General features: G+C 41.6%; 21 protein-coding genes and 1 pseudogene. 4 read left to right on the forward strand and 18 right to left on the reverse strand.

The genetic code is table 11. The features are described 5' to 3' along the window. Nucleotides 1-96 precede the first annotated feature (96 nt). The 8 genes from J2Z20_RS04655 to J2Z20_RS04690 all read right to left on the reverse strand — a co-directional run bounded on the left by J2Z20_RS04655 (nucleotide 97) and on the right by J2Z20_RS04690 (nucleotide 7,287). Nucleotides 97-1,929 (reverse strand): acyl-CoA dehydrogenase family protein, encoded by a 1,833-nt coding sequence (locus tag J2Z20_RS04655; protein WP_209845825.1) that lies wholly within the window; start codon nucleotides 1,927-1,929, stop codon nucleotides 97-99. Between the two features lie 18 nt (nucleotides 1,930-1,947). Next, nucleotides 1,948-3,492, reverse strand: coding sequence for a class I adenylate-forming enzyme family protein (locus tag J2Z20_RS04660; RefSeq protein WP_209845827.1), 1,545 nt, complete (start codon nucleotides 3,490-3,492; stop codon nucleotides 1,948-1,950). 161 nt (nucleotides 3,493-3,653) lie between these two features. Further along, complete coding sequence (locus J2Z20_RS04665; protein ID WP_209845829.1) at nucleotides 3,654-4,070, reverse strand: acyl-CoA thioesterase; 417 nt, start codon at nucleotides 4,068-4,070, stop codon at nucleotides 3,654-3,656. Between the two features lie 165 nt (nucleotides 4,071-4,235). Next, nucleotides 4,236-4,967, reverse strand: a complete 732-nt coding sequence (gene gpmA / locus J2Z20_RS04670; protein ID WP_209847291.1) for a 2,3-diphosphoglycerate-dependent phosphoglycerate mutase — start codon at nucleotides 4,965-4,967, stop codon at nucleotides 4,236-4,238. A gap of 138 nt (nucleotides 4,968-5,105) precedes the next feature. Continuing rightward, nucleotides 5,106-5,456, reverse strand: a complete 351-nt coding sequence (locus tag J2Z20_RS04675) for an MFS transporter (protein WP_209845831.1) — start codon at nucleotides 5,454-5,456, stop codon at nucleotides 5,106-5,108. Then, on the reverse strand, nucleotides 5,399-5,689 hold the full coding sequence (locus J2Z20_RS04680; RefSeq protein WP_209845833.1) for an MFS transporter: 291 nt from the start codon (nucleotides 5,687-5,689) through the stop codon (nucleotides 5,399-5,401). The genes J2Z20_RS04675 and J2Z20_RS04680 overlap by 58 nt, the downstream gene beginning before the upstream one ends. A gap of 154 nt (nucleotides 5,690-5,843) precedes the next feature. Beyond that, complete coding sequence (locus tag J2Z20_RS18105; protein ID WP_209845834.1) at nucleotides 5,844-6,311, reverse strand: helix-turn-helix domain-containing protein; 468 nt, start codon at nucleotides 6,309-6,311, stop codon at nucleotides 5,844-5,846. A 175-nt stretch (nucleotides 6,312-6,486) separates the two neighbouring features. After that, nucleotides 6,487-7,287, reverse strand: coding sequence for a hypothetical protein (locus tag J2Z20_RS04690; RefSeq protein WP_245251859.1), 801 nt, complete (start codon nucleotides 7,285-7,287; stop codon nucleotides 6,487-6,489). A gap of 280 nt (nucleotides 7,288-7,567) precedes the next feature. On the opposite strand from J2Z20_RS04690, the gene J2Z20_RS04695 reads away from it, so the two are divergent. Both J2Z20_RS04695 and J2Z20_RS17905 read left to right on the forward strand, forming a co-directional pair. Beyond that, complete coding sequence (locus tag J2Z20_RS04695; RefSeq protein WP_209845839.1) at nucleotides 7,568-8,224, forward strand: bifunctional transcriptional activator/DNA repair enzyme AdaA; 657 nt, start codon at nucleotides 7,568-7,570, stop codon at nucleotides 8,222-8,224. A 225-nt stretch (nucleotides 8,225-8,449) separates the two neighbouring features. Then, nucleotides 8,450-8,642, forward strand: a pseudogene (locus J2Z20_RS17905) (hypothetical protein); the annotation flags it as partial. 28 nt (nucleotides 8,643-8,670) lie between these two features. Here J2Z20_RS17905 and J2Z20_RS04700 read toward each other — a convergent pair. The 7 genes from J2Z20_RS04700 to J2Z20_RS04730 form a co-directional block, all read right to left on the reverse strand. Beyond that, the gene (locus tag J2Z20_RS04700) at nucleotides 8,671-9,288 is read right to left on the reverse strand and encodes a DNA-3-methyladenine glycosylase family protein (RefSeq protein ID WP_209845840.1); all 618 of its coding nucleotides are present in this window, start codon (nucleotides 9,286-9,288) and stop codon (nucleotides 8,671-8,673) included. A gap of 64 nt (nucleotides 9,289-9,352) precedes the next feature. Next, nucleotides 9,353-10,111 (reverse strand): anti-sigma factor, encoded by a 759-nt coding sequence (locus J2Z20_RS04705; RefSeq protein WP_209845842.1) that lies wholly within the window; start codon nucleotides 10,109-10,111, stop codon nucleotides 9,353-9,355. After that, nucleotides 10,098-10,670, reverse strand: coding sequence for a sigma-70 family RNA polymerase sigma factor (locus tag J2Z20_RS04710; protein WP_245251860.1), 573 nt, complete (start codon nucleotides 10,668-10,670; stop codon nucleotides 10,098-10,100). The genes J2Z20_RS04705 and J2Z20_RS04710 overlap by 14 nt, the downstream gene beginning before the upstream one ends. Nucleotides 10,671-10,741: 71 nt before the next feature. After that, on the reverse strand, nucleotides 10,742-12,085 hold the full coding sequence (locus J2Z20_RS04715) for a hypothetical protein (protein ID WP_209845844.1): 1,344 nt from the start codon (nucleotides 12,083-12,085) through the stop codon (nucleotides 10,742-10,744). A 169-nt stretch (nucleotides 12,086-12,254) separates the two neighbouring features. Beyond that, on the reverse strand, nucleotides 12,255-13,487 hold the full coding sequence (locus J2Z20_RS04720; protein WP_209845846.1) for an aminopeptidase: 1,233 nt from the start codon (nucleotides 13,485-13,487) through the stop codon (nucleotides 12,255-12,257). Between the two features lie 112 nt (nucleotides 13,488-13,599). Continuing rightward, nucleotides 13,600-14,151 carry an HXXEE domain-containing protein gene (locus J2Z20_RS04725; protein WP_209845848.1) on the reverse strand — a complete coding sequence of 184 codons (552 nt, stop codon included), beginning with the start codon at nucleotides 14,149-14,151 and terminating at the stop codon, nucleotides 13,600-13,602. Nucleotides 14,152-14,295: 144 nt separating this feature from the next. Then, nucleotides 14,296-15,219, reverse strand: coding sequence for a DMT family transporter (locus J2Z20_RS04730; RefSeq protein ID WP_209845851.1), 924 nt, complete (start codon nucleotides 15,217-15,219; stop codon nucleotides 14,296-14,298). A gap of 121 nt (nucleotides 15,220-15,340) precedes the next feature. On the opposite strand from J2Z20_RS04730, the gene J2Z20_RS04735 reads away from it, so the two are divergent. Then, nucleotides 15,341-16,234, forward strand: coding sequence for a LysR family transcriptional regulator (locus J2Z20_RS04735; protein WP_209845853.1), 894 nt, complete (start codon nucleotides 15,341-15,343; stop codon nucleotides 16,232-16,234). A gap of 7 nt (nucleotides 16,235-16,241) precedes the next feature. Here J2Z20_RS04735 and J2Z20_RS04740 read toward each other — a convergent pair whose 3' ends face one another. Beyond that, on the reverse strand, nucleotides 16,242-17,120 hold the full coding sequence (locus tag J2Z20_RS04740; protein ID WP_209845855.1) for a LysR family transcriptional regulator: 879 nt from the start codon (nucleotides 17,118-17,120) through the stop codon (nucleotides 16,242-16,244). Between the two features lie 109 nt (nucleotides 17,121-17,229). On the opposite strand from J2Z20_RS04740, the gene dapA reads away from it, so the two are divergent. Continuing rightward, a complete protein-coding gene (dapA, locus tag J2Z20_RS04745) occupies nucleotides 17,230-18,123 on the forward strand; it encodes a 4-hydroxy-tetrahydrodipicolinate synthase (protein ID WP_209847297.1) in 894 nt (297 codons plus the stop codon). Between the two features lie 140 nt (nucleotides 18,124-18,263). Here dapA and J2Z20_RS04750 read toward each other — a convergent pair whose 3' ends face one another. Together J2Z20_RS04750 and J2Z20_RS04755 are read right to left on the reverse strand one after the other, a co-directional pair. Next, entirely contained in the window at nucleotides 18,264-20,039 is a 1,776-nt protein-coding gene (locus tag J2Z20_RS04750; protein WP_209845858.1) for an ABC transporter ATP-binding protein, read from the reverse strand. Nucleotides 20,040-20,271: 232 nt separating this feature from the next. Beyond that, nucleotides 20,272-21,261 (reverse strand): Gfo/Idh/MocA family protein, encoded by a 990-nt coding sequence (locus tag J2Z20_RS04755; RefSeq protein ID WP_209845860.1) that lies wholly within the window; start codon nucleotides 21,259-21,261, stop codon nucleotides 20,272-20,274. Nucleotides 21,262-21,468 lie beyond the last annotated feature (207 nt).

Genomic DNA, 21,468 nt, shown 5'->3' on the forward strand with positions numbered 1-21,468 from the left:
TCATTTTATTTCATGATAATAACGGTTTCAATCAATAAAAAACAGACCGACTATTTACATTCCATGAATCAGCCTGTTTGCATAGACATCGTTAAATTATGATTGAATATCACTTAGCTCCTCAAGCGAATTACGAAAAATGCTGGCACTTTGTATTTGCTCTTCCGTTATGTGTCCATAATTTAATAGCTCTGAATAAAATTGAACATCAAGGAGAGAATCCCCCTGTATACCACGATTCGCATCAGCATAGAAATGTTTCTTCCAGTAAAGCTCAGCTACAACGTATTTTCGAGCATTCCCATCATTCTCTAATTGATCTTGTGCTTCTCTTACGATGCAGCAGAGAGAGTAAATATCCACCATATGGTCTGCTATTGACTTCAGTTTGTATGTTAGGTAGTCTTTTGGCTGCTGAAGAAGATAAGTTAGATTATCGTTTAAGATGGTCAGTTGATTTCTGAGCTGCACGGCGAAAGGCATCGATAACGAATGAGTCAAACCGTCGATAAGGACATGCATTGTTCGCATGAACAGTTCGTGCCCATTCTCTTTCTCGATCACTCGTAGTAAGTCTAGGGCTAATATATTCGAAGACCCCTCCCATACGGTGGTGACCTGTGCATCTCGAAGCAGTCTAGGTGTAACGTATTCTTCGATGTAACCATTCCCCCCATGAATTTCTATCGCCGTATGAGCGGCCTCCACTGCCTCTTCTCCTGTCCGATATTTAATAAGTGGAATCAGAACCCGCGACATCACTCGCTCTTCCAGCGTTGCAGTTCCATTTATCACCTTGTCAAAATATTCGATCATATGAAAAACAGCACTCGTACTCACTTCGACATCTCTAAGCTGCGAACTAATCATTTCGCGTACCATCGGATATTGGGTGATGTTTGCTCCAAAGGCGGCTCGGTTTTCGGCATAATACACGGCTTCATGAAGCGCCCTGCGCATAATACCAACGGAAGCGACGGCATTGCATATACGTGAAATATTGAGTGCTTCGGCCATATATTTAAATCCGTTTTCAGCTTTTCCGATCAGATAGCCCTCTGCGCCTTCCAAAATAACTTCCGCTGACGGAACTGCATTTACGCCGAGCTTTTCTTTTAATCTACGAATATAAATTTGATTCTTTTGTCCATTTGGCTTGATCCAAGGAACAAGGAACAATCCGAGCCCTTTAGTTCCCTGCTTCTGATCATCCACTCGAGCGAGAACCGTGGCCACCATGGCGCCAGCGTTGCTCGCAAAAAATTTCTCCCCGGTTAGAGTGTATACATTCTCCTCTCCATCTACTTTTACTGCCACTGTTCGATTTGCTCCTACATCAGAGCCCCCTTGTCTTTCTGTTAACCACGTAGCACCTTCGTAAAGAGTCTCATAGTCTGTAGAAGTAAGTCCCGTTAGATAAGTCTTCTTCTGGTGATCATCACCAAAAGTATCAATTAAATAAGCAGCTGACATCGTAAGCGTAACTGGGCAATAGAACCCGGTTTCGGATTGGCTAAGGAGATAACCCATCAAGAAGGAATACATATAGGGGACTGTAGTTCCCAATTGTTCTACGGGATGATACAGGTGACTGACAATTCCCGCTCCGTATACTTCAGCCACAGTCTTTTTATAACCATCATTCGTTACAATCTCTGATATGTCTTCGCCTAAGCGGTTATATTTCTTAAGTTTTGGTTTCCCTTCTGCGTCCGTATAGGCAGCCCTGTCGTCTATCGGACCAGCCACTCGTTCGCCAAAAGTCGTTAATTGCTCCATCGCCCATTTTTGCATAGATGGGGGGAGGAAACGCTGTACATGGTAAATGAGATTGGGGTCTGTAGTGAAAAAGTTCTTAGCAGATTCTCTCGGATGTGGAATATTATCTGAATATTGGCGTTTATTAATTTCCGCTTGAATATTTCTCATGATCACATTCCTCCTGTATCATTTTCGTAATACGTGCTTCAGAATCTTGCCATTTGAATTGCGCGGAAGACTTGGGATACATTCCACAAGGTGAGGTATTTTATAATCAGCGATTTTCCCTTGTAAAAAATGATGTACTTCTTGGCGCCAATCCTTCACACTTCCGCCTTTGTTCCACTCGTCCTCCTTGATAACGAGGCAGGCCTTGATGGATTCACCCCATTCTGGATGAGGAACACCAACCACAGCCAATTCCTGAATAGCCGGATGTTGTCCAAGCACTGTCTCTATTTCTTTGGGAAATACGTTCACACCGCCTGTTATAACGACATCTTTCTTCCGATCAATAACCCAAATAAAACCGTCTTCGTCCACTTTAGCAAGGTCACCGGAGTACACCCATCCGTCTCTTAACGTATCTTTAGTAGCCTCAGTATTTCGAACATATTCCTTCATATTCCCTTCGCCGCGAATTCGTATTTCACCGATTTCATCTGGCTTGACAGACACGCCATGTTCGTTAACGACTTCCAGCTCCGTAAATAATACACCTCGGTTTCCAATGCTGCCTACTTTGTCAGGATGCTCTGCATGGAACAAACAAGCTCCAGATGGACCCGCTTCCGTCAAACCATATACGCTGACTAATTTTTCTCTTCCATAGCCTCTTTCCATGCTTTGTGCCATTTCCGTTGATAGAGGGGCACCGCCATAGATCCAGTACCGAACAGAAGATAGATCATATTCCATGAAACGCGAATGCTTCATCGTCAACAGATAGGCAACAGGCGCTCCAAAAAAATGAGTTATTTGCTCTTTTTCAGTGAGTTCAAGCAGTAGATCTGGTGAGAAGGCAGGTGCAAGAACTTGAGTTGCTCCGCTGATAATACCTGCGATGAATAGTAAATGAAGGGGTGCGGAATGACTGAGAGGCATAAGCTGCAAAATACGACTGTCGTGCTTGATGTTCATTTCAGCGATCATCATCGTTGCTACGGTTAAGAGATTTCGATGGGTAAAGAGAACGCCTTTTGGCTTCCCTGTGGTACCCGATGTATATAAAATGCTGACCTCATTATCTTCGCTAAAAGTATGTACAATTCCTGTAAGCCCTTTTATTTTGTGCTCTGATTTGCTCAGAGTTAGGCTTGATAGCCCTATCCAATTGTCGGAACCTGCCCCCGTGGTTATTGTGATGGCAACGTTCGTACTCAAGCGGATGTCCTCTACAGTGAGTAGAACAGTGTCGTGCACAATGATTCCTTTTGCATTTGAATGCTCCACAATATATGTAACTTCATCCTTTGTAGAACGGATGTTTATAGGGATAATGATAGCCCCGCAGCGAATTACAGCCATATACATGACGGCGAATTCGAGGCAATTCGGCATCATCATCACTACTTTATCGTTCTTGTCTATTCCTAGGGAGTGTAAATGGTATGCCATACGATTAGCGGTGTCTTCCCATTGCTCAAAACTAATTCTGTCTTGCCCCATGATAAGAGCTTCTTTGCACGGATACTTACGAGCATTCATCGATAAATAGGCTGAAATGTTCACACCTAATTCCCCCTCCATACTTTATATTGAAATCCGTACGCTGCATACCTAGAAAAATGTACTGTCTATTCATTATATTTTTCAAATGCGTAAGTTAGTTCAAGATAAAAAAATAGAGCACTCAAGATAAGTGCTCCACAACGAACAATTTATATAAAATGTCAACGTTTATTCTCTTCGCAGGCGGTATGTAAATCAGGAAGATGTTTTCTGATATTAATCGGTTTAAAGTTCTCCTTCTTCACAACAACATGTGAGGTGGACCCTTCTATACAAAGTTCGCCTTGCCCATTATAGATCTCATAATTGTAAATCACTTTGAGTCCTTCATATTGTTCGATCCAGGTTTTAACGAGTGCCGTCTCACCATATCGGAAAGGTTTTTTATATGTTAAATTCACTTCGAGAACGGGTATTAGGAATCCTCTTGATTCTATTGACGGATAACTGATTCCGATGTCATCAAGGTATTTCGTTCTAGCTAGCTCAAACCATACGAGATAGTTGGCGTGATGAACAATTCCCATGGCATCTGTTTCCGCATATCTAACGGGTACTTCAACTTCACATATAAACAAAATGAATCCTCCTTAAACTTATGTATTCACTTCATTATACATGTTCCAGTTATAAATCGTAATCATCGAGCATTACAGCTTAGTTCTTAAGCACACAAAAAACACTGCACAAATCAGAAACTTCTCTCTGTTTATACAGTGTTTTTCGTTATTTGTTTCTCAGTTTCATTTAATGTGTTCAGGAATTACTCCTTCATCAAGTTCGCCGTCAATTCCTAAATAATAACGTCTAGTTGGCTTGAGGTCATCATCAAATTCATATACAAGAGGTACGCCCGTTGGAATATTTAAGTTGGCAATCCCGTCCGAAGGAATGTTATCCAAATATTTGACAAGTGACCTTATCGTATTCCCATGTGCAGAAATAATGACCCGCTTTCCGTCTTTTATAGCAGGTACAATTGTTTCGTTCCAATATTGCAATACTCTTTCGCCGGTATCTTCAAGATTTTCCGTAAGAGGAAACTCGCCTTCTTTCAGGTCTTTATACTTGGGATGAGAAGCCTCATATCTTTCATCATTTTTATCGAGTGCCGGAGGTCTTACATCTGCAGACCTTCTCCATAGATGAACTTGTTCTTCTCCATATTTTTCGGCAGTCTCCGCTTTATTGAGCCCTTGTAACGCACCGTAGTGTCTTTCATTCAATTTCCATGTCTTATGGTCAGGAATCCACATCAGGTCCATCTCGTGCAAAATAATCCATAGCGTTCTTATCGCTCTCTTTAAGACGGACGTAAAAGCAACATCAAATTCAAATCCATTTTTTCGCAAAATGATCCCGGCATCTCTTGCTTCGTTAAGTCCATTTTCGGATAAGTCTACATCTGTCCAGCCCGTAAACCGATTCTCCAAATTCCATACGCTTTGACCGTGACGAATTAATACAACTTTGATGGGAACTCGCTCCTTTCGATCCAGAAGGTATACACATTAGTATCCAAAGTATTCGTTAGACATATGTCATTATCCTGTACGTATCTCTGTATCTCCCAGTAGAGTGCACATTATTCAATTTTGGATCAATCGAAACCGTCAAACATTTCGACTTATACCCAACACTTTTTTTTGTTCCGAAACTGGCCATATTATGCTTCTTAGTATCACACCCAGCATACCGAGCGCGCTAGTCACAAGACCGATCAGCACGAATGCGTTCCCCGCTCCAGAAGAACGGATGAGCATTCCGCCTGCAAACGGAGCTGTCAGCATAATTAAACTAATAATCGTATTTTGAATGCCGAATATGCGCCCAGTCATGTCCGCAGGCGTTTCTTTTTGCAGTATATAGTTTTGCGTCACCATATACAGCCCGTTTCCAATACCGATCAAAACACCATAACCGAGCAGAATGCCCGTCTCCGTTCCCGATCGGGAGCTGCCCAAAAGGAAAATGCCCATGCCATGGTTCCGGCAAAAGAACCGAGCAACACGCCCGGCATGCCCATGGTGGCAGGGATCAGCGCGAGAAGAAGCGGGTCAACGTCCCATCGGTAAGCTACCAACACCTGAATGGCTAGCATGTCGAACCAGTCTCCGAAGGAAGCGAAGGCATAGGCAAAAAATATTTGCCTGAAGTTTCGGTTCGACAGCGCTCCCAAACGAATCGTTTTATCCATGGATCATTCCTCCGATATCGAGATATGAAATGATCATAACATTTGAATGTCAGAGGAATATCAGACAGGTGCCAATACACTTTCGATGACCTGTTCTAACTCTTGCTTATGTTTCGTCAGCTCGTATTCCTTATCAAGTGCTTTGAAAGCCGCTTCATATTTGCCGATTAGTGCGGCTTCGAGCGCATGATGTTTTAAAAAACAGCTTTTCTCGGACCGGAATACCGTTGACGCCGATAAACCAGTTGATGTCCCCCTGAATGAAACGCATATACATTCGATAAAAAGGGCCAACCTCGAAACCGAGCACCTCTTGCTGGGTAGAGAGCGCAAGCATTGATTTTCCCTGACCGAATAAATGATATTTTTTGAACATGTCGCTTACGGCTTCCTTCATGTCCTCGTCATTCATCGAAGGATTTTCCATCCGCCTTGGTTCACTTACAGTAAGGCTGTATCCATATCCCCGTACCGTATTGATTGCAATGCCGTCCCAATGTTTAAGCTTTTTCCGTAGCCTGTAAATATGGTCGTCGACCGTTCGTTCCACAGGATATTCTAGCGGCCACACTGTATCAAGCAGTTGTTCTCGCTTAAAGGCCTGATTGCGGTTATCGTACATTCCGTTTCAAGTTGACATTCAGCATAGATCACAAAATATGAAGTTACATTTATCATCTTACCAAGATTGAAACAGTTAGACGATACCAGGCAAATAAAAAAAGCATCCCCAAACTGCTTTAGGGATGCCAGATTTCATGTATAACACAAAGATTCCAACTTTGAACTCATACTGCTCACTTTACTAATGAAGACAAATGATAGCTTAATTTCTGCTGCAGCATAGCTGCCAGCTCCTCTGCTGTGTCCCACGCAAGTGGACGTATCTGATGAGATGGAATGACTTGATCCAAATGACTGCGCTTCACCGTGAAAATGACCGGAATATTCATGCCGAGCGCATAACCCGCTGCAAAATATACCTCTGGTGAATGACTGGTTAAATCCGCGATAATAAGCTTACTCTCGGAAATTTGCTTAGTAAAATCATTATCGCGATTGGTCTTATTCGAATGATTCACTAAAATGGGTTGATACCCGCACTGTTCGATTCTTGGAAGCACCTGTTCAGACCACTGGGCAGACAATTCATGATCGTCCCCAAGTAAAACGGAGCATGGCTTTAACTTTCGCCCTCCAGCTCTGGCAGCAGCTTCGCTCCAACCTTTGTCGGTAAGCTTAAAGGTCATGCCTTCCCTTACGATGAATTGGTCGTTTCGAAGCTGATCAATAATATAGACAAGCTCTTGTAGATTGGGAGAATACGTCAAATTATAGCTATGAGCAAGCGGCTGGATGACAACAGGTTCTCCCGGTCCCTTAGAATGTCTGTACATATATTGCAATAACCGACTTCCCTTTTCCTCAATGGTCATCGGTATGTTCGGGGAATTAGCAATCGTCTCTAAATCATCCATCGATAACTTCACCAGTTCATCACGATCTGTCATCTCCCGAATGTAAGCCGATATGATCGGAAAGAGTTGACGTTTCTTTGCATGGGAGTATGAATGGATTAGATCGTAGCTGCTTCTCAAAAGTTGATAGGAACCTCCAGGTGAGCAGTGACAACCTATATATTTATCGTAATCACCATTTGATTCTATAGGAACAAGTTGATCACAGAATAAACAAAGTTTTTTTATCATGACAGTTCACCTCTATCTAACACCTTACCAAAGATAAAGTAAAATGTTGATAAGAAGATAATTCCTCTCACAAGTTGAGGCTAGATATTTCATTATCTTGCTTTTACATTGAAGAAGGGGTACAAAAGTTCGCATTAGAGGTTATACTGTTCGTGGAGGTGAACGGAAGATGGAGAAGCAAATGAAGTGGGAACCTGAGAAATCTATCGGAATCGTAGACGATGAAAGTAACTTAACAACACAGGAAACTTTGACGGACGAAAAATGGCAGGCCATCATCCATAATGATCATTCTTACGACGGACATTTTTTTTACGCAGTGAAAACGACGGGAATTTTCTGCCGGCCGTCCTGCAAATCAAGACCTCCTAAAAGAGAAAATATCTGTTTATTTCGCACCGCCGATGAGGCCCTGTCTGCAAATTTCCGTCCATGCAAACGATGCAAACCTACCGGTCAACGATTGCCGGATGAGGAGTGGGTTGCTCTAGTGAATGATTATATAGATAAGAACTACATGGAACATTTAACGTTGAACCTACTCGCAGAACGAAGTCATGGCAGTCCATATCATCTGCACCGGACATTTAAGAGAATCAAGGGCATCACTCCGGTAGAGTGTATCCAGCAAAAACGGATCGAGCAGGCCAAGTATCAGCTAGTGACTACCGACAAATCGATTGCTGAGATTGGCCAGAGTGTGGGATTGTCAAATACCCCTTATTTTGTAACTCTGTTTAAAAAGAAAACTGGCTACACCCTAGCATGCTACCGTCAGATGCAGAATGAAATCAGAAGCATAAGGAAGGTCGAAAATGAAAAATGAAATGAATTCACCAATTTTTTGGACGTTATTAACCTGCAAAGAATGGAACCTGCATATCGCGGCTACAACTGAAGGCCTTTGTTACGTGGGTTCTAATCATCAATCCTTTGAGGAAATGGCGAGCTGGGCTAATGTTAGGTTTTCGAACAGCATTCAAAAACCATCTTCAGTTCGCGCAGTTGGAGCGGGACACTGTCATGTTGAAAGAAGGTATACAGCAAGCGTATGAAGACGAAATATGTATATAAAACTCCTTATACAGGCTGTTCGTTCGGATGTACTTACTGTTATGTACGCAAGATGCCAGTATCGAAGTTCCGAGAAACCCGCAGTACCCTTGTTCGCAGAGATATTGACCTGTTCCTACGCCTTGGCAATAGGGTTCGTATCAGTATAAACGGTGGAAACCGATCGTGAAGTGGATCCGAACCCTGACCACCTCTCACCTATTCAAATGAAATTTGCCACAAATAAATCGAAGCTACTGAACCGAAAGGCGAATATCTAAGACGATATTGCTCAAACTGCTCTTTTGTAATAGTACTTAGTCCGTACAGTTTCATCATACCGCGGCGAATGGCTATATCGCCCCAGCTGACTACGTCACGACGTTCCATTGCATGGATAAGCACCATTTCGGCGGTCCATTTACCAACACCGTTCAATGTCATTAGCTTTTTGATGACTTCATTGTCTGACAAATGATTTAGACCTTCTAAATCAAAACCGCCCTGGGCAATCGTTTTAGCAATATTTTGAATGTAAACTGCCTTTTTCATCGACATACCGCATTTTTGAATATCATCAGCGGACTGCATAGCGATATTATGCGGGGAAATTTCTCCGAATCGTTCCTGCATCCTTTCCCATATCGTTTGGGCTGCCTTAGCCGAAATAAGCTGACCCACAATGGCATATACAAGCGCGGCGAAAAGATCAGGAATAATGACACGTTCAACTTTGCCCATTCGTGCCATCGCTTTCCCGAGCGTTTCATCCGCGCTTTTCAAATAATCGATTTCTTCTTGACCATAATCAAAATATTTTGTTCTCACGGTTTGCAAGTGTACATCCTCCAGATGGGGGCAGTGATCATACCCAGAAGTTTTTTTTGCTCTATAACATCTATTATACTTGCTTCGGCTTAGTGCCGGCCACTTTGATCCCCCGCGGCTTGCTCCCATTAGAATCAGGTTCAAGCGTAATTCCAAATCCATCAATCTGTACATCAGGATCTAATAATTGATAGATTAATACCCCTCGCCCATCCGAACTCACTCGGAAAGTACCGCAATTGTAACGTTCATCTCCATGCAGCAGCCACACCTGATACACATTTTTTCCTGTCGTTGGATGGAGACCATTCATTGTAATGATCAATTTTTTCGTTTGGCCTTGACTCACTAACGACACGTTTCCCTTGACATCTGGCATATTCGAGGAAAAAGAGTACATAGGGAAATCTTCAATCTCTTTCATAGGGATGTGTAATGTACTCCTATTCCCCGTTAAATATCCGGCATGTAATGCATCCCATTTCCACGCTCCCAAGAGCAACAATACTACAACTGTCATCGAAGCATAGAATATTGGTGATTTCCATACCTTCGTAAAAACGAATGTTTTCCTGTTGGAATACATCTGATGTTGAACAGATTCAGGCCTAAATATGTTGCTCATTACTTCCTGTTTCAAATCATTCGGGACAGCAATTTCGTCCATATCCATGGGCAATACCTCCCATATTTCCCGAAAATCATCCCACTCCTGGCGACAAGAATGACAGTAGTGCAGATGACGTTCGAACTGAAGCCGTTCAATCTCTGTACATTCACCTGTAAGTACGTCTAGCATTAGATCACATTCCGGCAATTTAGAGTTCGACATCCCGCACCCCTCCTTGGGCCAGGCCCAAATGATTTCTTAAAATCTTCAACGCAAGATGTAATCGACTTTTTACCGTTCCAAGCGGCTCATTATTCTGTTCAGCAATTTCACTAAGTGTAAAGCCCTGCCAATATATGCGTTCGATTAATTGTGCTTGCTTCTCGTTTAACTCCTGACAAGCTTGCCTGATGCGCTGACGCTGCAATTGCTCGATCACTGTTTCCTCTGTCAGTTCGGCCGCTTCCACTGCTCTGAAATCTGTAATATCTACCAAATGGTTCTTTCTATTCTGAATCCGCAAATAGTCAATGGTAATATTGCGGGTGATCGTGATGAGCCAATTGACGAACTTGCCTTTGGCAGGATCAAAGCTCAAAGATGATGTCCATAGGCGCATAAATACGAGCTGGACGATTTCTCTGGATTTCTGTTCATCGCGTGTTGCCTTCATTGCAAAGGAATAGACCAATTTTACATATCTATCATATAATTCTTCTAGAGCAAAACGTTGTTTATCATGAACCCTTCGCATGAGTTCAGCATCCGATATGACGTCCAAACCCTCTTCACCTCCGGCGCTTACCTGCTTATTTACGGAAAATCATCTTCATGCTGCATCAGTACTGTTACTCATTTAAAAGTTGCTCCCGGCTCGATAACATACCATGAATCTTGAACGTCCTGACCTGTCACATCACCGCGCTTATGATCGCCGGCATAATAATATAGCGGATGCCCTTTGTAAGTCGTTTGGTTAGCTCCGTCCGAGCCTGTAATTTCTCCAAAATCCGCAGCATTAAATCCCGTTGGAACAACGATAGTGTCGGCGTGGAAAATCGGCCATAACTTCAGGCATCCTCCGCTGCAGTTACTCGTATTTGGAGTATCCTTTGTAAAATAATATAACGAATTCCCGTCTGCGTCTGTCAAATAATTTCCGAGATCCTTATCTGTGCCGATCGCTATAGAGTATTCTGGTGATTTGATGACAAACCAGGCATGCTCGACATCTTCTCCATTCGTATCTCCTGCCTTTTTGTCTCCAGCAAAATAGTATAATGGCCATCCTTTATAAGTAACCTGCTCTTTGCCATCTGTTCGTTTGAAAACTTTAAAATCGTCCACATTTAAACCCGCTGGCACCTGAAAATTTGTTTTGCTGAAAATCGGCCAAGCCGCCAAGCAGCCGCCTTGACAAGCGTTCGGATTTGCCACGTCTTTTGTAAAATAATATAAGGTCATTCCATGATCATCAGTTAAATAGTCACCCAGTTTCTGGTCAGTCATCATATTAATACGGGAATTGGCTAACTTTTCTGTCTGCTTCGCTTTGAGAGCTCCTTTTGCAACAAGCATATCAGATAAAGTCTTGCTGCTTCCTTTCAGTTTAAGTGACAATGTTTGAACGACTGCAGTTGCTATATCTCTATTCACAAATCGATGACGATTCGAGACGGTATAAATCCCGTATTCTTTAGCGAAGGAGAGCGTATCCGCATAAGAGAAGTCAGATCCGGATTCATATCCTAGCGCAGACAGCATCACTTTATAAAATTGTTGTACAGTAACTTGTTCCAGCGGTTCAAACTGATTGTTCCCAGATCCCAACCATTCCAGATTAGGGTGAGCCTTTAAATAGGCGAGAATCGGAAGATTAGAAGCTCCTACTTGACCAGCATCCGCAAAATTATCTGTTCCTTTAAATGCTCTTGCTTCATCCCCTAAGCCTTTGAGCCGCAAATAAATAATGGCTGCTTGCAAACGTGTCGTTGACTTCATTAAGTATTCAGGAGTTAGACCTTTCCCATCTCCCAATAGTACACCCAAATCCTCGGCCGTTTTCACATCAGATTTAATACTAGCACCGGTTGATGTATTTTCCGCAAATACTGATGTAAAAGGTAGAGCTAACAGTACAATTAGGATACTTACTCCAAATCCGAGCCATCCCCAAATAGTTTTCTTGTTACTCATTGATCGTTCCCTCCCATAAATAAAATGTATTCATTTACAGGTAACGAATCATTCGCCCAAACGGTTTGTGTTCACAGAAAATAAATGATTAGCATTGATGAAAAACTCAAATGAAAGGACCCGCTTCAATGGTGAAGCGGGTCCTTCTTTCTCATCAATGAATATCGTATCAAATTGCCCAATTTCCCTTGCGGAATACAGCCTCTATTGTTCCGTCCGGCAGCTCTCCGTCGATATCGAGTTCACTAGAGCCTATCATAAAATCGACATGAGTGAGGCTTACGTTGCAGCCATGTTGAAGAAGCTGCTCTTGCGTCATCTGTGTGCCATTTTCCAGGTTGAATGGATACGCGCTGCCTAGAGCCAAATGACAAGAGGCATTCTCGTCTACGCCTGTATTATAGAATATGCGATTTAGATTCGAGATTGGTGAGTTATGCGGTACGAGCGCTACCTCGCCCAAATAACTCGCTCCTTCATCCGTGGACAGCAAATTTTTCAGATGATTCTCACCCGATTTCGCAGAATACTCAGTTACTTTGCCATCCTTGAAGGTGAACTTGATTTGATCAACCAGTTGTCCGTTCAAATTCAGCGGCATTGTGCTCGTTACATAACCGTTTACACCACTGCGCTTAGGCATTGTGTACACTTCTTCAGTCGGCATATTGGCTACAAAATCATGCCCCTGCTGATTCTTACTTGCGCCTCCACGCCAAATATGACCGTCCACCAGCTCGATTTTCAAATCCGTACCTGGTGCACGGTAATGCAAGCTTTTATATTTTTTAAGGTTAAGTTTCTCTTGCATGTCCTTAAGCTGACTTAAGTGCTTCTTCCAATTCTCCACTGCGTCACCGCCATCCACGCGGTTCATTCGGAAAATGGTCTCCCACATGACGTTCATTCGCTCATCTTCGGGATAGTCAGCAAAGACTTTGTTTGCCCAAGCTTTCGTAGGCGCTTTAATCAAGCACCAGCTGATCTTGTTATTTCTTGTGTAATTGGAGTAAGCGCGTCTTGCGGCTGCTGCGGCCTTCGTCGCTTGAGCGACTTTGTCCGAATCGATGCCCTTATACAGCTCTGGATCAGGCACCTTAATCGTCAAAGTAGCTCCGCCTTCTTCCGCAAATTTTTCAAGCATTTCGGCTCTCCATGAAGGATAATAATCAAAAGTTCCGTCTGCTCCGTATTCGAAGCGGCTGCGTGTAATTTGATCATCCTCGAAGTCCACCTGTACGTATTTAGCTCCAGCTTCATATGCTTTTTTCACGATTAGACGAGTAAAATCCAGTGTCTCAAGTGGTGCGGTCACCATCAGTACCTGCCCCGGCTGAATGTTGACCCCCACTTTAACGACCAATTCTGCATATTGTTCAAGTGATTTCTCAAAATCTCTCATCCTAGTCAGTCTCCCCTTAATGTCATGATATGTATAGTTTCAATTACATTCATCATATGCTTCTGTTGATTTATTTGCAAAGATCGTGAGCAAGACTTTCCCGTGTAAACCATTAACTATTCTTTATGAGTCTACCTGTAAAGTGTCCAATCGAAAGAAGTAATGCACCGCATAAGAATCCGACGGGTATACCGAGCAGCGCTATTTTCCATGTTATTAAACTGTCTCCAAATAACCGGTAGTAGGCATACACCGAGTATGGAAGAACGATGATGATCGAAGTGAGCACCCCTGGCGTATATCTTTGAACATAAATGGCCTGACCTATATGTGTGAACGCATGTAAGAAGAACACCGCTAAGGCTCCTGCAAAAGGCAACATGGAACCGCCGTGATCTACAGATAAACCGGCACTTACTGCAGCGTATGACACACCGATCAGCATAACGGATACGGCTACTGCAAATGAAGCGGTGCTCATACTAAAATTTCTTTCCATGACGTTAACCATTCGGGCAGACAACAGGTTATACAAGTGTGCACGATTGCGCTTCATCCAGCTCTCAACCATTACGATTTCTTCGAGGTCATGAAACATAAACGCGATCGGGAATAACCATATCACAGTATGAATGGATAATAAGTGGTCTAACCATGTAATCATCGACATCCCCTCCACAGTTACTTTTACATCTGGAAAATATTTCTGTCAATCGATTTTAGATGAAATACGAAATAAAAAAAGGAAAAGCCAGCCGCCATTAAAGGCGTGATCTTTTCCTTTTATATCGCAGTAATATAACTACGATCACTTTGCTTGATGTACTTTAGGAATCGTAAAATTTACTGCTTCTCTTTTTTGTTTAAATATGTTGCTTGTTAAAAGCATACCTGCTAAGACAATCAACCCTCCCCATATTTGAGCTTGGTCAAGATGTTTGCCAAGTAACAGGTTGATGACTGCTGTATATATTGGAATCAGATTCAAGGAGATGCTTGCCTTACCCGCCCCAAGACTACGAACAGAGATGTTCCATAATACAAATGCGCACACAGAAGCAAATAGAGCAATATATACGATTCCAGCTATTCCGTGAGTAGTGATCTTATTGAATTGAAGAGGCTCATTAAATAGAAACGGAAGCATCATCAAAACACCGATACACGATGATATCGCTGTAGCTGTAATGGGCGGCACTCCTGTCATTTTTTTACCCATAATCGAATAGACAGCCCAGCTTAGATCAACCCCAAGCATAAGTAAATCTCCCTTATTATAGTTGGTATAAAGGATTTGCAGAGGATTACCCTGCGTGAGTATGACAACTACACCGAAGAAGGAGATGATGAGACCCATAATCTGAACAAACGTCATTCTCTCTTTCAGTAGGAATACAGAAAGAATCATAATAATTGCCGGATTTAGTGCGCTGACCAGAGACGCATTTGTAGAAGAAGTATATTTTAACGCTGAGTAAGTAAGGATGTTAAATAGAACGATCCCCAATATCCCCATGAAGGCTAACTTGAGCCAGGATTGCTTTATAACCATTTTCCAATCAGGCTTTTCATAAAAGTGGGCAATAGGAAACAGAATGACGATTGAGATCGCCCAACGCAAAAATGTAATCCATAGAGGTGTAAACTCCGTCACTACATATTTGCCGGTCACCATATTGCCAGCCCATAATAAGTTGCATAATAAAAGAAATAACCAGTAACGTAATTTCATCGTCTTATTCCCGCCTTAATCTCATGATGTCCTATTCACTATAAAACAACGAAAATAATTGTTCAATTCAATGATATCAATTATAATCATAGTTATTATCTATGGATGAAGGTGTGAAGAGATGGAACATCGATTGCTTGAATATTTCTTGGCGGTCAGTGAAGAGCTGCATTTTACGAAAGCTGCAGAAAAACTAGGTATTTCCCAGCCTACACTCAGTCAACAAATTCGACTACTAGAAGAAGAACTCGGTACCCCTCTCTTTCAACGTGTTGGTAAGAAGAACTATTTAACGCAGGCAGGACAAATTCTGCTTAACCACACTTATCGTGTGTTCAATGAATTAGAGCAAGCTAAAGCGGAGATTAACGGACTCAAAGGAATGCAGCGAGGTAAACTAAGCATCGGCTGCTCAGGGAATCATCTCCTTACGAATTCCATTATTTCATTCCATAAGGAGTATCCTGGAATTGAATTGTCTGTCATAGAGTTGGCAACGGAGGAAACACGCGAAGGGTTGTTAAATAATCGTTTAGACTTAGGAGTTGTTTTCTTGCCTTTGAAGGATGAGCAGCTGGAAAGTATTCCTTTGTATCAGGAAGAACTTGTCCTCGTCGTATCACACGAACATGAACTTGCTGCTGAAAAATCGATAAAGCTTGAATTTTTAAAAGACATTCCCGTTATTTTATTGCCTAAAAAATTTCTCGTCAGAAAAATGATCGATTTCTACTGCAATGAGATTGGCGTAAAGTTAAAGCCGATATTAGAAATGTCTACTCTGGAGTCTTTGCTGCAGATGGCAACTCATAATTTTGGTGCCACAGTGGTTCCGCGATCTTATATGCAAAACAATCAAAATAACCAGGTCCAGCTAATTCCGATCGTCGATCCAATCCCTCAAAAACAGATCGGCGTCGTATACCATAAAGACACCTATATGAGCTCTGCGATTAATGCGTTCATTCATCATTTAACCCGAAACTTCAAATCCAGCACATCATTTCTCGATTAGAGCCTCCCTATTTGCTCTTCGTCTTTAATAAATGAATAAGTACATTCAGGGGCTGGGACATCCACTTCTTCGGATGGGTTAGTAATTGAAGATTCAGCTTTATGTCAGGATGAGAAAAGTTCAACGCCGCCAATTCCCCTCTCTGAATCTCTTGCTCTACGACCATCATTGGCAGAAGTGCAATTCCAAGTCCACTCATGACACAGCGTTTAACAGCTTCAGGATTACCTAATTCGAACCCAATTCGGTATGGGACATTATGCTCTCTTAGAACTTTCTCCAGCATAACCCGATAATTACAACTCTCTTCTGCCATAATCCATTCAGAATCATGAACATCTGTTATTTCTATTCTCGATTGCTTTACAAGTGGGTGATCTGGATGAGCGGCTATAATGAGAGGTTCTTCCTTAATCTTAATGCAATGGAGGAGGCTGTCTGCTGGCTTATCATCTAATAGTAGACCGATGTCGTATTCGCCTTCTCTAACATTCATGATGAGATTCGATTCAGTATTAGGCTTAAGTTTAATCGTCAATTCAGGGAATTGCTCACGCAAATGTTGAATCATTGAGGGGAGATAATAAGATGCTATAGAATCTGTGGTGCCAATTGAAAGTGTGCTCCCTACGCTCTGCCCTATCGCCTCCATTGATTCGTCATATAGATCAAGCATTTGAATAGCTACCTTAAGCAGGGATTCGCCTGATGAAGTTAGTCGAAGCTGCCTGCCGAACCGTTCAAACAGCCTAACCCCATACGCTTTCTCCAGCTTTTGAATTTGCGTTGTAACGCTAGACTGCGCATATCCAAGCTCTTCAGCAGCACGCGTGAAGCTTCTACGCTCGGCTACCTCACGAAATGTCCTAAAATATATAAGCTCCATCATATCACCACTATCAATATTATTGATATCCATTATTAATTATTATAGATAACGCTGATGAGAATAACCATGATAAAGTAAAATTATTACAAATCAAGGAGGTTATTCTCTGATGAACGAAAGAAATTTAAAAGGAATATTTGTGCCCGTCGTTACTCCTTTCCAAACGAACAACGAGCTTGATTTAGATTCGTATCAGAAATATTTAAGAAGCTTATTGACGCATGAAATTCAAGGATTAGTCGTGAACGGTACGACCGGTGAGGCACCAACGGTATGTTGGGATGAAGTAACTTCTCTAGTAGAATTAACGAAGCATACAATGAAGAACAATCCTATTCCACTGATCGTTGGAACGGGTACCAATGATACAATGAGCACTTTGAAACGAACAGAATTAGCCGCAGAGCTGGGTGCTGATGCTGTTCTTATTGTCGTACCTTATTATAATCGCCCCTCACAAGAAGGGATTGTGGAGCACTTTCGCGCGGTTGCTCAGGTTGGAATTCCAGTCATTATGTACGAAGTTCCCTCGCGTACAGGAGTACGAATCACTCTAGATACGGCGAGAACCATATTAGATATGGATGGTGTCATCGGACTAAAAGATTGTTCCGGCAACACGGAGCTTGTATCTGAATTAACACGTCTATCCTCAAAACCTGTGCTTTGCGGGGAAGACATCTATTTTCATTCCATGTTAACTGCAGGCGCATCTGGAGGGATACTTGCTTCGGCCAGTATAGAAACTGCAAAGTTCCTCCAAGTTTTCCGTCTTGCCGAGGAAGGAAGAGATTTGGAAGCTATGACTGTATTTGAATCAATGGTGCCATTCATACGTTTGTTGTTCAAGGAATCCAATCCATCTCCTCTAAAATGGCTCCTAGCTCGCCAAGGACTCATTGCATCTGATCATGTTCGTCTGCCAATGAGTGTGATTTCTTCTTCGCTTCAGGAGGAGATGGAGCAAATGTTGGTATCGAATTTAAGTGGGATTATGTAAAACGGATTCCATAAATTGCGTTGAAGAAGTGCTTCATTTGATGAGGTCCTTCTTCTTTTGATTTTGCATGAAACAGCATAATCGCTCAGAATCATTATGGTGTAAACCAAAAGAATGAGATAAATACGATCCATGCCCCTTTATAGAGAAACTCCAACATTAACATATTCATCACTTTTCTGTTTCTGCATAGAATACAACTCATTATAATAGCCGTTTAACTCCAGCAAGCTTTCATGGTTGCCGCTTTCGATAATTTCTCCATTTCGAATGACAAAAATTGTGTCAGCGTTCATGACAGTGGAAAGCCTATGGGCAATCATAATAATCGTTTTATCGCGATCAATTTGGTTAATGGATTGCTGTACAAGCTGTTCACTTTCATTATCAAGAGCACTTGTTGCTTCGTCTAATATGATCAGCGATGGATTTTTCAGAAAGACACGGGCGATGGCAACCCGCTGCTTTTGACCGCCTGAGAGTTTTACGCCCCTCTCTCCAATCTCTGTATCGTATCCATTAGGTAATGCCATGATAAAATCATGAGCGAAAGCTTTTTTCGCGGCGGTGAAGATTTCATCATCCGTTGCATCCAGCATGGCCATCTTAATATTATCTTTGATGGATGAACTGTATAAAAAATTGTCCTGCGTCACAATCCCCATATGAGTCCTCAAACTGGATATTTTGTAGTCCTTTATATTCACTCCATCAATGACAACTTCACCCTGAGTTACATCATACATCCGGATTAATAGCTGTAAGATCGTACTCTTACCGCCGCCGCTCTCTCCGACGAACGCATACGTCTTCCCTTTTTCAAGCGTAAAGGATAGGTTTCTAATTACTTCGTCATTCTCATGGTAAGAAAAAGAAACGTTGTTAAATGTAATGGATTGCTTAAATTGCTTTAACTCCACAGCATTATTTTTCTCTATGATTGTAGACGGAATGTTAAAGAAATCAAAAATTCTTTGCAGTGCAACATTGCCTTCTGTAATGGCAGGAAAAGCTTGAACCAAAGCGGCAACTGGACTTCTCATTTTATCTACATAAGCGAAAAATGCGATTAAACTGCCAAGTGTCAAATGTTCGTCGATGACAAACAGACTTCCGGTTAACACAACAATAAAAGGTGTCATATCACTTAACACGTTCACTAAGGCTAATGTGATTGCATTTAATTTCGCTTGCTTATCTGTTAAAACCTCGTAACGTCCTAGATGCTGATCTAGTTGCTCTTTGTCTCGTTGTTCTGATGCAAATAATTTTGAAATAAACGCACCTTGAATAATTTCAAATATAAATCCGTTTAAAACAGAGCGATAATTCATCATGTTGCGAGTAGACCTTTTGAATTTTTTTGAAAGAAAATGAGCCAGCGTAAATTGAAAGCCGACTAGAAATACAGCGAGGATCGTAAGCTCCACATTTAATGTAAACATAACGGTAGTGACAAACACGAGCACAGTCATTTCAATCCAAATGTTCGAGAAAACAGCCGTCATGTATCCTCTTACCTTCTCAATATCGTCGAAAAAGCGCGTACCAATCTCTCCGCTCTTATTGTCTGCAAAGTATTTAGCATCGAGTGTATGGATTTTCTTGAATGCATCCTTACGAAGTGCTTTGATGATATTGTTGTTTGCCTTATGCATACAATATTGCCTTACGTATTCCATAGGCGTTCGAATGAGGAGAAAGACAACGAGCATAATGGCTGCAATAAATATGATTTGTTCTATTTTATCAGCACGAGATAATGATTCATTATGGAGCAAATGATCAAATATGTATTTGAATATCAAAGGTACACAAAGCGGGATTAGGAATCGGAATAAGCTTCCGACAAATCCCCAAATATACAGACTCGCTTCTTTTTTTACATAAGGTAAAAATTGTCTAAATTCGCTCAAACCCATATCTCCTTTACGCAAAAGCTTAATCTCCTGCACGTTCTGCACACATAATATAACATACCTATATGGGGTATGTAACCAGTGATTCCAAAAAAAACTATATACGAGAATAACACACATGATCGCGCAAATAATGAGCAGGTTCACGCAAAAATATGAAACGCTAACGCAAAAAAGAAACCATCCCAAAATGACCGTGGGATGGTTTCTTTCTGACTTCTATATTCAGTCAACTTCTCTTATCACTCGGATACACTAGACCTATTTTTTCACGGACTTGATCCATTACTTGCATCGTAACATACGAGTTCTGATGAGAATTATTATGCGACTCTTTTTTACCTTGATGAATTAAGTCGATAAATTCTTTTGCTTCATAATACATTGGCTGATGAGCTTGGTCGACTGTTAATTTTTCTACTGTACCGTCGTTGTAGCGAATTTCTACATTTTCGGGAGTATGAATTTTATCAATAATTAGACAGCCTTTTTCTCCTTGAATTTCGGCTGGCAAATAAGAGTTGGTTATTTTGGAATACATGACGACTGCATCTTTATCGTCATATTTTAATAGTACGCTTCCTTCTCCATCGACACCTGAATCCAGCATAACGCTTGTTGCTTCAATTTCCTTAGGAGCACCAAACAGTGTAATTAAAGGATACAGGCAGTATACTCCAAGATCCATCAGAGAACCGTTCGCGAATTCAGGATTGAATGCATTAAGAATGATTCCTTCTTTGTATTTATCATAGCGGGAGGAATATTGACAATAGCTTGCAAAATAACGGCGAATAGGACCAATTTTGTGCAGATGTTCTTGAATAACTTTAAAGTTTGGAAGCAGTGTTGACTTCATGGCTTCCATTAACAAGACGTTATGATCTTTCGCTGCTTGAATCATTCTAGCAACTTCAACTGCATTAGCAGCCATAGGCTTCTCACATAAAACATGTTTGCCATTTTGTAAAAAAAGAATCGCTTGATCGGCATGGTATGAATTCGGAGTAGCTATATACACGGCGTCAATTTCTTGACTTGCTGCCATTGCTTCTAAACTTGTAAATAATTTAGTAACTCCGTATTTACTAGCGAATTGCCCTGCTCTTTCACTTGTGCGAGAATAAACTGCTGCTAGCTCAAATCCTTCTACTGAACTCGCTGCTTCGATGAATTGTTCTGTTATCCAATTAGTACCGACTACGCCAAAACGAACCATTTCTTAAACCCCTTTTCACTCTTAACATACGTTTTATTATACAGTCGTTACGCTTGAATTGACGATATTAATTATACACGTGAAATGAAGACAGACTCCCGTATTTGCTGGCAAGCCTCACGACTTTGTTGCCTTTTTTCTCCCGTGTTCCTCAGGACCTACTTTTTCGACAATGTCCATGTTATAACTTTCTATATTGTTGTATAT

Origin of the sequence: Paenibacillus sediminis (assembly GCF_017873765.1) — a bacterium.
Classification (GTDB): Bacteria; Bacillota; Bacilli; order Paenibacillales; family Paenibacillaceae; genus Paenibacillus_AG; species Paenibacillus_AG sediminis.

What these genes read in the sequence shown, in the direction of transcription:
- J2Z20_RS04680 (WP_209845833.1), bottom strand. Translation starts at nt 5,689, where the DNA reads ATGGATAAAACGATTCGTTTGGGAGCGCTGTCGAACCGAAACTTCAGG.
- J2Z20_RS18105 (WP_209845834.1), bottom strand. Translation starts at nt 6,311, where the DNA reads ATGTACGATAACCGCAATCAGGCCTTTAAGCGAGAACAACTGCTTGAT.
- J2Z20_RS04695 (WP_209845839.1), top strand. Translation starts at nt 7,568, where the DNA reads ATGGAGAAGCAAATGAAGTGGGAACCTGAGAAATCTATCGGAATCGTA.
- J2Z20_RS04730 (WP_209845851.1), bottom strand. Translation starts at nt 15,219, where the DNA reads ATGAAATTACGTTACTGGTTATTTCTTTTATTATGCAACTTATTATGG.
- J2Z20_RS04705 (WP_209845842.1), bottom strand. Translation starts at nt 10,111, where the DNA reads ATGTCGAACTCTAAATTGCCGGAATGTGATCTAATGCTAGACGTACTT.
- J2Z20_RS04725 (WP_209845848.1), bottom strand. Translation starts at nt 14,151, where the DNA reads ATGATTACATGGTTAGACCACTTATTATCCATTCATACTGTGATATGG.
- J2Z20_RS04720 (WP_209845846.1), bottom strand. Translation starts at nt 13,487, where the DNA reads ATGAGAGATTTTGAGAAATCACTTGAACAATATGCAGAATTGGTCGTT.
- J2Z20_RS04715 (WP_209845844.1), bottom strand. Translation starts at nt 12,085, where the DNA reads ATGAGTAACAAGAAAACTATTTGGGGATGGCTCGGATTTGGAGTAAGT.
- J2Z20_RS04755 (WP_209845860.1), bottom strand. Translation starts at nt 21,261, where the DNA reads ATGGTTCGTTTTGGCGTAGTCGGTACTAATTGGATAACAGAACAATTC.
- J2Z20_RS04735 (WP_209845853.1), top strand. Translation starts at nt 15,341, where the DNA reads ATGGAACATCGATTGCTTGAATATTTCTTGGCGGTCAGTGAAGAGCTG.
- J2Z20_RS04740 (WP_209845855.1), bottom strand. Translation starts at nt 17,120, where the DNA reads ATGGAGCTTATATATTTTAGGACATTTCGTGAGGTAGCCGAGCGTAGA.
- J2Z20_RS04655 (WP_209845825.1), bottom strand. Translation starts at nt 1,929, where the DNA reads ATGAGAAATATTCAAGCGGAAATTAATAAACGCCAATATTCAGATAAT.